Annotated in this window: 16 protein-coding genes; 12 read left to right on the plus strand and 4 right to left on the minus strand. The window is 43.8% G+C overall.

Going from position 1 to position 13,397, the window contains the following annotated elements; genetic code table 11:
* Positions 1-314 precede the first annotated feature (314 nt).
* Positions 315-1,748 carry a glycoside hydrolase family 1 protein gene (locus tag G3352_RS15155; protein WP_163757620.1) on the plus strand — a complete coding sequence of 478 codons (1,434 nt, stop codon included), beginning with the start codon at positions 315-317 and terminating at the stop codon, positions 1,746-1,748.
* 126 nt (positions 1,749-1,874) lie between these two features.
* Here G3352_RS15155 and G3352_RS15160 read toward each other — a convergent pair whose 3' ends face one another.
* On the minus strand, positions 1,875-2,543 hold the full coding sequence (locus G3352_RS15160) for a phosphatase PAP2 family protein (protein ID WP_163757622.1): 669 nt from the start codon (positions 2,541-2,543) through the stop codon (positions 1,875-1,877).
* Between the two features lie 144 nt (positions 2,544-2,687).
* Between G3352_RS15160 and G3352_RS15165 the strand changes: the two genes are divergently transcribed.
* Positions 2,688-3,254 carry a hypothetical protein gene (locus G3352_RS15165; protein ID WP_163757624.1) on the plus strand — a complete coding sequence of 189 codons (567 nt, stop codon included), beginning with the start codon at positions 2,688-2,690 and terminating at the stop codon, positions 3,252-3,254.
* A gap of 134 nt (positions 3,255-3,388) precedes the next feature.
* On the opposite strand, the gene G3352_RS15170 is transcribed toward G3352_RS15165, so the two are convergent.
* Together G3352_RS15170 and G3352_RS15175 are read right to left on the minus strand one after the other, a co-directional pair.
* A complete protein-coding gene (locus tag G3352_RS15170; protein WP_163757626.1) occupies positions 3,389-4,165 on the minus strand; it encodes an AraC family transcriptional regulator in 777 nt (258 codons plus the stop codon).
* Positions 4,166-4,186: 21 nt separating this feature from the next.
* Positions 4,187-4,768 (minus strand): LysE family translocator, encoded by a 582-nt coding sequence (locus G3352_RS15175; RefSeq protein ID WP_163757628.1) that lies wholly within the window; start codon positions 4,766-4,768, stop codon positions 4,187-4,189.
* A gap of 156 nt (positions 4,769-4,924) precedes the next feature.
* Here G3352_RS15175 and G3352_RS15180 point away from each other — a divergent pair, with 156 nt between their 5' ends.
* Entirely contained in the window at positions 4,925-5,428 is a 504-nt protein-coding gene (locus G3352_RS15180) for a hypothetical protein (protein ID WP_163757630.1), read from the plus strand.
* A gap of 136 nt (positions 5,429-5,564) precedes the next feature.
* Here the strand turns inward: G3352_RS15180 and mgtE are convergent, their stop codons facing one another.
* Complete coding sequence (mgtE, locus tag G3352_RS15185) at positions 5,565-6,932, minus strand: magnesium transporter (protein WP_163757632.1); 1,368 nt, start codon at positions 6,930-6,932, stop codon at positions 5,565-5,567.
* Positions 6,933-7,108: 176 nt separating this feature from the next.
* On the opposite strand from mgtE, the gene G3352_RS15190 reads away from it, so the two are divergent.
* The 9 genes from G3352_RS15190 (at position 7,109) to G3352_RS15230 (ending at position 13,396) form a co-directional block, all read left to right on the plus strand.
* The gene (locus G3352_RS15190; RefSeq protein ID WP_163757634.1) at positions 7,109-7,813 is read left to right on the plus strand and encodes a DNA alkylation repair protein; all 705 of its coding nucleotides are present in this window, start codon (positions 7,109-7,111) and stop codon (positions 7,811-7,813) included.
* Positions 7,814-7,874: 61 nt separating this feature from the next.
* The gene (locus tag G3352_RS15195) at positions 7,875-8,429 is read left to right on the plus strand and encodes a methylated-DNA--[protein]-cysteine S-methyltransferase (RefSeq protein WP_163757636.1); all 555 of its coding nucleotides are present in this window, start codon (positions 7,875-7,877) and stop codon (positions 8,427-8,429) included.
* Positions 8,430-8,552: 123 nt separating this feature from the next.
* The gene (locus G3352_RS15200) at positions 8,553-9,449 is read left to right on the plus strand and encodes a DUF1361 domain-containing protein (protein ID WP_163757638.1); all 897 of its coding nucleotides are present in this window, start codon (positions 8,553-8,555) and stop codon (positions 9,447-9,449) included.
* 123 nt (positions 9,450-9,572) lie between these two features.
* Positions 9,573-10,799: an amidohydrolase gene (locus G3352_RS15205; protein WP_240343089.1), complete on the plus strand. Its 1,227-nt coding sequence runs from the start codon at positions 9,573-9,575 to the stop codon at positions 10,797-10,799.
* Between the two features lie 167 nt (positions 10,800-10,966).
* Positions 10,967-11,422 carry a GNAT family N-acetyltransferase gene (locus G3352_RS31185; protein WP_163757640.1) on the plus strand — a complete coding sequence of 152 codons (456 nt, stop codon included), beginning with the start codon at positions 10,967-10,969 and terminating at the stop codon, positions 11,420-11,422.
* Positions 11,423-11,435: 13 nt separating this feature from the next.
* The gene (locus G3352_RS15215) at positions 11,436-11,864 is read left to right on the plus strand and encodes a GNAT family N-acetyltransferase (protein ID WP_205524883.1); all 429 of its coding nucleotides are present in this window, start codon (positions 11,436-11,438) and stop codon (positions 11,862-11,864) included.
* Positions 11,865-11,928: 64 nt separating this feature from the next.
* Complete coding sequence (locus G3352_RS15220; protein WP_163757643.1) at positions 11,929-12,339, plus strand: DUF6157 family protein; 411 nt, start codon at positions 11,929-11,931, stop codon at positions 12,337-12,339.
* Positions 12,340-12,403: 64 nt separating this feature from the next.
* Positions 12,404-12,895: a GNAT family N-acetyltransferase gene (locus tag G3352_RS15225; protein WP_163757644.1), complete on the plus strand. Its 492-nt coding sequence runs from the start codon at positions 12,404-12,406 to the stop codon at positions 12,893-12,895.
* Positions 12,896-12,922: 27 nt separating this feature from the next.
* Positions 12,923-13,396, plus strand: coding sequence for an NUDIX hydrolase (locus tag G3352_RS15230; RefSeq protein WP_163757646.1), 474 nt, complete (start codon positions 12,923-12,925; stop codon positions 13,394-13,396).
* Position 13,397 lies beyond the last annotated feature (1 nt).

Below are 13,397 nucleotides of genomic sequence, written 5' to 3' on the forward strand. Positions count from 1 at the left end.
GTATGGGTGGTACACTTGTGTTAGAGTCTCACCAAGACATTTTAGCTCAGTCTTATAATTAGTTTTTGATTTATTGCAAAGTAGTGAAGGGGACGAAATCGATTCTGAAGAAACGAAGTGTTCGCCTAAAAGCTTTCTGTAAGAAAGCTACTTCGGAAGCATACGCTATCATCGGATTTTTCCACTTAGAAAGGGGAATAAAAGAAATCCGAGGATAACAGCGATCAGAAGAACGATTCGTGACCGAAACGGCTACTTGCATAACATCAAGCACTTAATTTAGAAATGAGTTAAAAATGAAGGAGGAATTGATGATGTCGATGAAAGACGGATTTTTCTGGGGTGGCGCAACGGCTGCCAATCAGTTTGAAGGTGGATGGGACAAGGGTGGTAAAGGCCCAAGTACTTCCGATATGATGACAGGTGGAACGCACACAACACCACGGCGGATTACGCCTGTACTGGAAGAGGGCACGTATTATCCGAGCCATGAAGCGGTTGATTTTTATGGTCATTACAAAGAGGATATTGCCCTGATGGCCGAAATGGGTTTCAAAATGTTCCGCATGTCCATTAACTGGTCCAGAATCTACCCGAACGGTTATGATCTGGAGCCAAACGAAGAGGGATTGCAGTTCTATGACAACGTCTTTGCCGAGTTGAAAAAGTACAACATTGAACCACTCGTGACCATTTCTCACTACGAGACACCATTTGGTCTGACCCAGAAATATAACGGTTGGGCTTCGCGCGAAGTGATTGATTGTTATATCCGATATTGTACAACCCTCTTCAACCGATACAAAGATCAGGTGAAATACTGGCTGACCTTCAACGAGATCAACTGTCTGACGATGCCAATGGGGGCTTATATGGCTGCAGGTATCCTTTTTGAAGGCAAAGAGACTTTGATCGATGGCGTTGATGATCCACAGACCCGCTTCCAGGCGCTGCATCACCAATTTGTTGCAAGTGCAAAAGCGGTGAAGCTGGGACATGAAATCAATCCTGATTTCCAAATCGGCTGTATGGTCGCTTTCATGACAACATATCCGAATACATGCAACCCGGACGATATTTTGCTCGCGCAGAAGAAGGACCAGCTGTCCAACATGATCTGTGGAGACGTACAGGTTCGTGGAGCATACCCTGGATTCGCCAAACGTTTCTTCGTCGAAGAAGGCATCCAGATCGAGATGCAGCCGGAAGATGCACAGACTCTGCGTGAAGGCTGCGTGGACTTCTATTCTTTTAGCTATTACATGTCCTTGGTCGAGAGTGCGGATGAGTCGTTGGATAGAGCAGAGGGAAATCTGCTGGGCGGCATCAAAAATCCGTATCTGGAAGCTTCCGACTGGGGCTGGCAGATCGATCCTAAAGGATTGCGTTACACGCTGAATCACCTGTATGACCGTTATCAGATTCCATTGATGGTTGTGGAGAACGGATTGGGTGCAGTGGATGTAGTAGAGGAAGATGGCTCCATTCAGGATGACTATCGCATTGATTATTTGAGAGGTCACATCGAACAAATGAAAGAAGCCGTTGCCGACGGTGTGGAGCTTATCGCTTACACGATGTGGGGATGTATCGACTTGGTCAGCGCATCCACGGGTGAGATGAAGAAGCGTTATGGCTTCATTCATGTGAACAAGGACAATGATGGCAATGGTGATCTGAGCAGAACACCGAAGAAGAGTTTCCACTGGTACAAAAAAGTCATTGAATCCAATGGTGAAGAGCTCTAAGTTGCCACTGTAAATAGATCCATAATGACGTAAAGAACCTCACTGGTGCTGATGCACCTGTGAGGTTCTTTACGTTTGGTTTGTTTTCAAGCATTGGTTGGATCATTGCATGGTGAGCGAAAAAGCCTAAGCGAGAGGCTTGGACTGTAACAGGGAAAGGCGTTCCAAATGACGTTGATAGAACCATATACATATGGCAAGCCAGCATCCACTCAGAAAGTAACCGCCCACTACATCACTGGGATAGTGCACTCCCAAATAAATTCGGCTCATTCCAATCGTCAGGATGAAGATTGCGCTCACGATAATCATGAGTACGCGTCCAGTCGCTGTCGGTACATGCTTCCAGATTAAGAAGGCCAGGCCGCCATACAAGCTGAACGCTGCCATCGAATGGCCACTCGGGAAGCTGTAACCACTCACTTCAATAATTCGGTTAATCGTAGGTCTGGCGCGCTGGAATGCCAGCTTAATCAATGCATTTAGCAAAGTCGAGCCAGCAATAACGCAGGCCAGGAAGAGCAGCTCGCGTTTGTGCCTGAGGTAGATATACAGCACAAGCATGGCGAGAATGGTAATGACAACTACAGGCACCTCGCTGCCAATCCAAGTGAAGAGCTGCATGAATCGTGTCATTCCGGGTGATTCCATGCCCTGAATCCAGCTAATCAAAGTATCGTCAAAGACGTGGATCTGGTTGTCGCTGATGGACAGGGCGATACTTACAAATACAATAAGGCATAACGCCGCAACGAGCAGCGGAATGGAGATATTCTTTTTCCAATTTTGATTCAAGTGACGGTTTCCTCCAAGGTGTCTGAATTCTGATGATGTCCAATACGGTATTCGTATTATGCTATAATCTTACAATAAATATAGCTTCAAACAAAATGTGAACGATTACAAGATGGGTGTTGCAATCTGAGGCGGAGGTGAAGGATGAAACGCTTAGTATGGTTTGCATTGATTTTGTTGTTGGTTGGATTGGGTTACACGGCATTTCCTGGGGAGAAAGCTTATGCTTGCAGCTGCGTAGAATCGAATGCCCAAGAAAAATTGAAGACGTCCACGGCGGTTTTTACAGGTAAAGTAGTGAAGAAGGGCGGAACACAAATATTCAACCCTGACAGGCTGAGAGCGTATACCTTTGACGTGGACACTGCATGGAAGGGTGTAAGTGCCAAACGAATGACTGTCATGGGTAATGATGCCGGTTCGGAATCTTGTGGGATTCAATTGGAAAAGAACCAATCCTATCTGATCTTTGCTTATCAGAATAAAATGGACGAAAAGTTGCATACGAATCTTTGCAGTGGCAATGTTTCCATTGATCAAGCTGGAGACGCGTTAAAGCTGCTGGGAGCAGGAAAAGTAGTGAGCAAGGATGATTTTGTAATAACCGATCAAGGACGAAGTTGGTCATTTTATCTCATTATATATGGTGGGGTTATTCTATTGCTTGTATTTGTAAGTGGCTGGATCTGGAGAAGGAAGAAGCGCGACTGATTAGGATCTGATTTAAGGGAGAATGGTAGCACGGCAACGGAAGGGAAAAGAAAATCCCCGTGTGGAACATTGAGGTAAACTCGCGTTCCAAGCGGGGATTTTATACATTTGGTCGGATAATCGTACCGATTCAATTAGTTTAACTGCAGCATATATTCATAAGCCGTGATACCGAATACTCGTTTAAAGTGTCTGTTCAGATGAGTCAGGTCGACAAAACCACATTCGGCTACAGCGGAGTAAACATCCTTGTGCGTTTCAATGGACTGTCTGGCACGCTCCACCTTGCAATTCAGAAAAAACTGGTAAGGGGATATGCCAGCATGGGACTTGAACTCGCGGATAAATTGAAACTTGGACATGTTGAATTCCGCACACAGGTCGTCCAGTTTCAGCACATCTTCAATACTGCAAAACATCATTTCTTTCGCTTTTCGAACCAGATTGTCCTGAGGCCGCCACAACTTGGTGTCCATTTCCGACTGGGAGAGTAATTGCAACAGGCCCAAGAGCAGTTCACTGCATTTCGCTTCATCCTGTCCTTTTTGAACAGCATCATTCAGCATCAGGATGCTTCGTGCAAGCACAGGGTCATAGACGATGGGGCTATTAAAACGCAATTCCTTTTTCCCTAGAACCTCTTCGACCAAATCCGGCTTCAGATATAGCATGACATAGTCTATGCCGGCTTTGTCATAGGAACTTCCATCGTGGGACTGTTCCCGGTTGAATAACATCACTCCGTTTTTGTGGGAGGCTTGATAATGTCCGTCCAGATGGTATTGCTGAATACCGCGAAGGGTTACTCCTACTGCATATTCCTCGTGGCAATGCTTTTTATAGGTGAAATCCGTAAAGCTGGCGGATAAAGCCAGTACGTCCTGTGATTTCTTATAGTTAAACAATTCCAAGCTGCACACACCTCCCGCGCTTTAGATGATTCCCGATACCATAATGGCTGAGTATAACAAAAAAAGGGCCATTAGGATACTCACTGCTTTTTGATGACGATTGAGTAACGTTCTGAAGACGGAGCCAAACACGACCCAACTGGAATAGGCGAAGAAGCCGATGATGGTAATGATGATTACGAACAGAAACGTTGACATGGTGCTATCGTAGTACGGCAGCACATAGCTGGGAATGACAGTGAACGTGAACAGAACCACTTTTGGATTCACAAACTGCATAATTAAACCGTTCAGAAACCCCGTAACTTGCTTCGATGCCGTCTCGGTGGAACCCATTTTATAGACTTGATAAGCCAGATATATCATATAAACACTACCCACGATCTGCATCACATGGAGAATACCAGGCAATATCTCAGCGAGAAGATGATTGAGAAGAGCAGAAGCAGCTAGTAACAAGCCAAATGCAACGGTGGCACCCCACACATACTCCATCGTTTTCCGGGGACCAACCTGCCCGACGGAAGTGAGAATTACAATATTGCTGGGGCCAGGTGTAAAGGTAACGACAATGCAATAGATGAAAAAAGATGTAAGATTCATAGGGCCTCCCCGAGTTGTAGTTACATGATCATACTCCGGGGAGGCATTGGCTTATAGTACATTATTGCAGCAGAGTGCACATGAGTGGAAAAAAACATAACTTTCCAGCTAATAGAAACGTCATAGAAGTAACTACTCTGATATCGAGGTGATTAAATGAAAACTGTAAGTAAGTTGCTGTTCCTATGTATGATACCTCTTTTATTGTCTGCTTGCTTAAAAAATGGGGAAAGTAACCAACCGATTAATAATTTGGATCTGAGTCCTCCAGTTGAAATTTCATTTGAAGAGGCGGAAGCTAGGACCCCGTTTGAAATCAAACAACCGTCAGTTCCTTTCCAAATTACTCAAAAATCAGCAAGGATTTTAGATACCAATGGTACATTTGAAGCAGTAGAAATCACGTATGCCAATACCGATGAAGGATTGAACCTGATCACTATGATTACAAACCCAAAGGTGAATACGCCTCCGAATGGGAGGAAAGGTTTGAAATTATCTAATGGCTCGCAAACGTGGGACCAAGGAGACGGACATGTAAGTGCGATCTATTGGAGAAGCGAGGGTTTAACTTACTCTCTTATTTCAGGGAAAAATAACAATCTTGAACCGTTATACGATTATCAAACATTAGTTGAAATAGCAAATACATTAAAATGAAGCATAAGGCAGTTCTCTTTTAGATTGAAAATAACACCAAAAGACTCAACTTCACTGTATGTACAGAGGAAGTTGAGTCTTTTGGTTACTGTAGTAAAGCACCTGTTCAATGAGTAAAGACTGCAAGGCTAATAATTTACATTAAGGCATCCAGAAAACGAGTTGCGATGCCGAAATAGATAAACAACGACAATATATCATTCAGCGTTGTGATTAATGGGCCGGAGGCAACCGCAGGGTCTACTTTGAAACGACTGAGCAGAAGAGGAATACAAGTACCGGTCAGTGTTCCAATAACCAGGGTGAAGAATAGTGATACTCCAATAATCGCTCCGAGCAGCCAATCACCTTGCCAGAAATAGGCGATGACCGTGATCAGCAAACCGCATACAAGTCCAATCATTGTGCCTACTTTAATCTCCCGGCCAATAAGCGCGAGCACTGTGGCCTTGTCCAGCTTGCGTCCAATCAAGCCACGTACAACCACTGCAAGGGATTGTGTACCCGTATTCCCCGTCATACCGGCTATCATGGGCATGAAGAATGCCAGTGCCACAACCTGATTCAGTGTGTCCTCGAAAAAATCCACGATACTGCCCGAGATCAGTCCGATAAATAACAATAAAATCAGCCATGGAAGGCGACGTCTGACGGCAACTAACGGTTTGGTATCAAAATCGATGTCTTTACTGCCGCCACCCATCTTGGCGATGTCTTCACTGGCTTCGTCCATAATAATATCAATGACATCATCCATTTGGATAACACCACATAGTCTACGGTTCTCATCCACGACAGGTAAAGCCATAAACTCATAACGCTGCAGCAGCTGTGCGGCTTCTTCCTGGTCCATATCAACTGTTGCATGGATGACACGCCGGGTCATTAGCTCTTCTACTTTGGTCTTGTCATCTGCCTGGGCAAGGGTTTGATAGCTCACGACTCCAACCAGTTTACCTTCATCATCGGTGACATAGAGATAACTGGTTGCAGGAATCAGCGTAGCCTGTGGTTCTCTTAGCGCTTCCTTCGCGGTTTCATGCGATAACAGGGTACGATAGCGATCGGTCATAATTCGTCCCGCCGTCTCCGGTGGATAGTTCAGCACGGAGCGGATAATGGCTGAATGGTCGAGATTCATATTGGACAGGAGTTCTTCTCTGCGTTGGAGGGGCAGATCATGCATGAAGCGAATCAGATCACTTTTGTCCATTTGCTGCATGACTTCAAGAGTGCGCTCCGGGCCTAACTGTTCGAATAGATGCACTTGTTCGTGAAGCGTGAGCGCTTCTGCCATGTCGGCGAGAACGTCAGGCTTGAATAAGAGCAAGAAGCGTTTCGTCTCTTGTTCAGGGAACTTTTTATATACCAGAGAAAGGTCATAGGGATGCAGTTCTTTGGCCCATTTATAAAACTCGGTCAGGTTTTGGGTTTGCACGAATTGTACCAGGAGCTCCGTAATCTCTTCAACCGAAAAATCTTTTTTGGGATGGGATCGATTCATATGTAGTCTCCTTTCTAAATGGATTCAACTCCGTATTCTTAAACGAAAAGGAATGGAAGTTAAACAGCGACCACGGGAAATGGATATTGTAATCTTGCTAAAACATTCGATATGTGCTTACAAATGGATGCTGCCGGGATATACTTGTTGTAGAAAACCCGATGAGGAGGAGACATGTGGAATCGGTTGTAAGAACACGATTGTTATCTCTGGTCGAACCGGAATATCAGAAATTCTCGGCTGCGCTCATTCCGAATATCACGAATCTGTTAGGTGTGAGACTGCCTGAAATACGCAAGATGGCGAAACAAATCGTCAAAGAGGACTGGCGTGCCTATCTGAAAACCGCTGATGATGATTATTTTGAAGAAGTGATGCTGCAAGCGATGGTCATCGGTCATGCCCAAGCAGATATTGAGGAACTTCTGCAACATATTGCCTGGTTTGTTCCCAAAATAGATAACTGGTCAGTATGCGACAGCTTCTGCGGTGGTTTGAAATATACAAAGGCACATCTGGATCAGGTGTGGCAGTTCTTGCAGCCCTATCTGGTATCCAACCAGGAGTATGACATTCGTTTCGGGGTTGTGATGCTGTTGAACTTTTATATGGAAGAAAAATATATCAGCAGAGTGCTTGCTTCATTAGATACCATTCATCACGAAGGATACTATGTGAAAATGGCAGTAGCCTGGGCGATTTCCATCGCATATGTGAAACAGCCTGAAGCGACGCTGGGTTATTTGCAGGACAATACCTTGGACGACTTTACGTATAATAAGGCTCTTCAGAAAATAATGGAGTCCTATCGTGTTGATCCGGAGACGAAGCAGATCATCCGCAGCATGAAACGAAAAGTGAAAAAAACGGTTCGTGTGTAGTATGTGTGCATAACGAGAAAAGAAACCAGATAAATCTACGAGGGGAAAGGGCGATTGACGTATGAGAAAGAGCATCATGTGGACCAAAATGGAACTAGACGGTCGTCCGTGGGTATTGCTTGCCACCGAAAAAGGGTTATGCCGGGTCATCATGCCCAATGAAACGCTGGAAGATTGGAGTAGTTGGATTGGCAGAATTGCTCCTGGAGTGGAGCTCGAAGAAAATGAAGCAGCGTTGAAGCATACAGGCATGTTGGATTGGCTGCAATCCTATTTTGCCGGAGATAAGGTGGCTTTCACAGACGAAATTCCACTCGATTTGATCGGTACGGCATTCCAACAGCAGGTATGGACGGAGTTGGGGAATGTTCCTTATGGTGAGACAAGAACCTATGGCGACATTGCTGCTGCGGTGGGAAGACCTTCAGCGGTGCGAGCTGTTGGGGCAGCCAATGGAGCCAACCCTATTCCGGTACTGCTACCGTGTCATCGCATTATCGGTGCCAACCGCAAGCTGACCGGTTTTCGTGGAGGACTGGAGATGAAGCGAAGACTGCTGGATATTGAACAGATCGAAGGCGTGACAGATGGCGGGCATGCGCGGTTTAATTTCTGATCATCATATTTCATAAAAAAAGAAGCAGTGGACTATAGCTAAGTGCTTCGCTCAGTTCTTAATATATACAGGCACTCCCTAGTGCCTGTTTTTTTGCTTTCTCTAATGTTAGAAGAATGGAAGATGAATGCAAATACCGCGAAAGTTTTCGTCTTCCTTCTGGGTTCAGGCCGTTATGTTCGCATATACCACACTTTGGGTTATGATGGACGTGTATTACTAGGAAGGCGGAGTCACCGTTCGTTTATGAAATCGATGATCAGGTTATCAGGGACTGCACTTGCATACCACCAAGGAAAGGGAAATCGAAGCGAAGAAATGAACAATATTAAAAATACAATTTATTTAAAAATGAGTAGTGTTTTAATCGTTGCTACTATAGGTTGTCTACTTGTTGCTGTTTACTTACGTACCAAATCAAACACGAACATGTATCAATTTTTAACGTGGGACATTTTTTTAGCATGGGTTCCATTCATCATTTCATCAACGATTAGTTATGTAAGCAATAGGAAACTTACAAGAACGAGCATCGCACTAGTCGGGGTGATGTGTGCATGCTGGCTGTTCTTTCTACCGAATTCGGCATATCTTTTCACAGAAATTTTGCATGCATTCAGATACTTTGATCCTCAAGGGGAAACTAAATTCTGGGTTAATATTGATTTTTGGTATAGCCTCAGCCTAACATTTGTCTTAGCCATACTGGGTTTACTTCTGTCCATTTGCTCGATACATCAAATTCACAAATTGTTAAATAAACGATTAAACCCATTTAGCGGTATGGTAGTTGTAGGCGTTGTTTTACTTCTGAGCAGTCTAGGGGTATACATCGGGAGATTTAATCGGTGGAATAGTTGGGATGTCTTGAAGCAGCCTGGCCTCATTTTGAAGGATATCATGACTGATTTAAGTGCAGGCAACAGCATTCTGGTTGAATTTGTGGCTATGGTATTTGTGATTCAAGTTTTGGGATATATTACACTTCGTATACTAATGGGGAAGTCCAATAATATCTAGACGATAATCGTATGGAACACCAACGTTTTAACTATTTTTGCTGAATGAAGTCCTATGGTACCATTGACCACAGATGAATCGGTACTCGATGCTAGATAGACCGAGTGGAAAGAGGGAGTGACTATGTTGAAGCAGGAATACTGGTTAACCAACGTATCATTGGAGCAAAGTTATGTAATGGAAGACGGGCAGGTAACCGGCACCCGGACGAGCCTTGGTCATCTGCGGATTGAAGATGGAGTCATTGCAGCCATTGTGGATGGGGATACGGAATTAACAAGCGAGTTGCCAAAGGTTGATGGTAAAGGATTGCTGCTGTTGCCTTCTTTCGAGGAAGCCCATATTCATTTGGATAAGACGTATTATGATTCACCATGGAAAGCGGTTCGACGCATCTCCAGTATTTTCGAACGTATCGAAGAAGAGAAAGTATTGCTTCCCAAGCTATTACCTGATGCAAAGCGACAGGCGGAGAGCATTCTGAGCCTGATTCAGGGATATGGGTCTACCCATGTGCGCAGTCATTGCAATATTGAACCAGTCAGCGGGTTGAAACGGTTTGAAGCGACAAAGCAGGCTTTGGAGACATTTTCGGGCAAAATATCCTCTGAAATCGTCGCTTTCCCGCAGCATGGACTTTTCCGCTCTAATTCGGTTGAACTCATGCGTCAATCCATGGCGGAAGGGGCCACTCATGTAGGTGGACTTGATCCTCACACTGTGGACGAGCATATTGAGAAATCGCTAAATGTAATGGTCGAACTGGCTGTTCAGTATCAGGCAGGCATCGATATTCATTTGCATGATTCTGGAGAACCGGGTAAACAAACGTTGCTGCAATTGGCTGATCTGACCGAAGAAGCGGGACTTCAGGGTAAAGTTACCGTAAGCCATGCGTTCTGGTTCGCCCGTGCGGAACAGCAGGAAACGGAAGATATGGCCAAACGAATGGCTTCCCTTGGTATGAGCGTTGCTTCGACCGTGCCTATAGGTAAAATGATGATGCCACTTCCGATGCTCCATAAATATGGAGTGAACGTGAAGCTGGCGACAGACAGTTTGACGGATCATTGGTCTCCATTTGGGAATGGAGATCAACTGGAGAAAGCCGGCCGTTTTGCCGAATTGTACGGGTATAACGATGAACGCTCCTTGGCTCAGTCTCTTGCCTTTGTCACAAATGGTATCACTCCACTGGATTCAGAGGGACAACAGGTATGGCCGAAGGTAGGAGACACAGCTAGCTTTGTACTGGTAGAAGCAAGCTGCTCGGCAGAGGCGGTTGCAAGAAGGTCTGCGCGACAAGCGGTATGGTTTGAAGGAAGACTGGTAAGTGGATCGGTAGAATAGAGCATACTGGAATGGATGGACCACGGGAAACCGTGGTTTTTTGTTCTGGATCTGTAAGGAAAGAACTGCTAATCAGCAGGTGAAAAAAGAGGAAAGAACTGTTCGCATATACCACTTTTTGGGTTATGATGGATCTAGTCATCATTTGAGCGCAAGGAGAGATTGATGTGTCAGCAGAGCAAGTGAATCTACAACTTATAACCCCAGAAAACGAATTAGAGTGTATCCAGCTTAAACCGCGTGAAGACCAACTGAATTTGGTAGCAAGCAATGCAGATTCCTTAATACATGCGACGAAGGAGATTACCTCAAAGCCATATGGAATTTTTGCAGAGGACCGCATGGTGGGTTTTATTTTATTTGATAATGAGATATATAATGATGGATATTATTGGATACTTCGATTCATGATTGATGAGAAATACCAGGGGAAAGGATACGCCAAACTGGCGATCAAGGAAGTGATTCATAAGTTAAAAGAGAGAACCGATTGCAAGCAAATCAGGGTATCTCATGTGCCGCACAACATGGTGGCAAATTCTTTATATAAGAAATCCGGGTTTCAGGAGACGGGTGAATTCGAGGACAATGGTGACATCATATTAAGTTATTATATAAGTTGAGGAGTGGTACCTGATGATCAGAGAGGCCGAAGCAAGGGATGTCGAGGTTATTGAAAGGTTGTACAAAGAATTATTACCGAACAACCTGAATACGAAGGTACTGGCAGAGCGGATTGAAGAAGTAAGGGATAACCCCAACAGTTTCTTATTTGTTTACGAAGTTGGTGATCAGGTTATTGGGACTGCGCATTTACATATTTGTCTGGACGCTTTGGTGGAAAATAGACCTTTTGGCGTGGTTGAGCGGGTTATCATTACGGAGCATGTGCAGAGCAAGGGTCATGGATCTGAACTTATGAAGTATATAGAGGATGTATGCATACAGAAAAATTGTATGAAAGTGTTTCTCACCAGTGGTTCATCCAGATACGAGGCACATGGCTTCTACACGAAATTAGGATACGATGGGGAATCCAGCAAGGCTTTTAAGAAATATTTATAAAATAGCTCAAGCTTAATTGTATATTCGTATCCATATTTTTCTGAATTGATGGGAGGATGTATAAATGAAAGACATGAACCATTATGAAACTTTTATTGCAGCAGCAGAAGATTGTCCTGTTAAAGTGGCAGAGATCCCCAAAGCCAAAAACGGCGGCAAAACCGTTCCAGTTATACAATATGAAATGATAACAAACCACCCTTATCAATATACGCAAGAGGATGTCATGTTTGAAGTGTTCGCGCAGCGCAATGATATACCCGACGAACAAAGATCCATAGAGAGAACCAAGTTTTTCTCTAAGGGACAACCCTGTCTTCGTACTTCTTCGTTGGGTAAGCGTTACGGTTGGGGTATTCATCATAATTCACAAGGAAAAGTGGCGATCTACGCCGTTGAATCCGAAGCATATAAAGAGTTCTTAAACGACAGCAGTTTAAAACATGTAAAGGCGATGCGTTCGAGCCGTCAATAGTTCTATCCGTTGGAGCACCAATGCTCAGCAGTCAGAATTTAAAAGAGAACTATAGGGAGGCAGTATGATAGTAGACCTCACTCCAGTAACGTTGGCAGAGAAAAGTATGTTATCGAATCTGTATCAACTGTACCATTATGATTTCAGCGAATTTACAAGCGAAGATATCAATCAAGAAGGCAAATACGATGTGAATATTGAATTCATTTGGGAAGGTGATAACAGGTGGAGGCCATATTTCATAAAGATTTCTGGCACCATAGCAGGTTTTATTGTTGTGCTTCTTGAAAATTTAGATACCGATCCAGATCCTACACATGTAATCTATGATTTTATGATCCTGAAGAAGTTTAGAAGAAGTGGAGTTGGATATGCTGCTGCGATGCAGACATTTGAGTTATACAAAGCCAATTGGGCACTTGCTCAGATGGAGAGTAACACTCCTGCAATAGCGTTTTGGAGAAAGGTGTTAAAAGATTTTACAAACGATCATTATACGGAAACATTCAGAGATGATACCAGAAAGTATATTCAGACATTTAGTACAAAGGAATAAAAACAAACATAGGTTGAGGAGAAAAAAATGAAAATTCGTTCTGTCTCACTAGCTATTTTGAGGAAAGAAGATCGCATTTTGGTTCAGGAAATTAACTTCCCGGATATTTCAACTACTTTCTACAGACCTATTGGTGGAACGATAGAGTTTGGTGAGAACAGTAAGAAAACTCTGATCAGGGAGCTCAAGGAAGAGTTGGATCAAGAGATCGAAGAGCCCCGATTAATTTCCGTTATTGAAAATATTTTTGGAGTAGAAGATGAATTAGGTCATGAAATTGACTTTATCTATGAAGCATCATTTATAGATAAATCTCAATACAATCAGGAAGAATTTGTTGGATTAGAAGGTTCTATCCCCTATAAGGCATGTTGGAAACCAATCACTTATTTTTCAACAACAATGGATGATGTAAAGCTAGTTCCTGATGGATTGCTGGATTTGTTATTGGAACAAAAACTGGAAAATGGGTCTATGGTAAGGCATATAAGAACCAAGTAAT

Origin of the sequence: Paenibacillus sp. ALJ109b (assembly GCF_010747435.1) — a bacterium.
Lineage (GTDB): Bacteria > Bacillota > Bacilli > Paenibacillales > Paenibacillaceae > Paenibacillus > Paenibacillus taichungensis.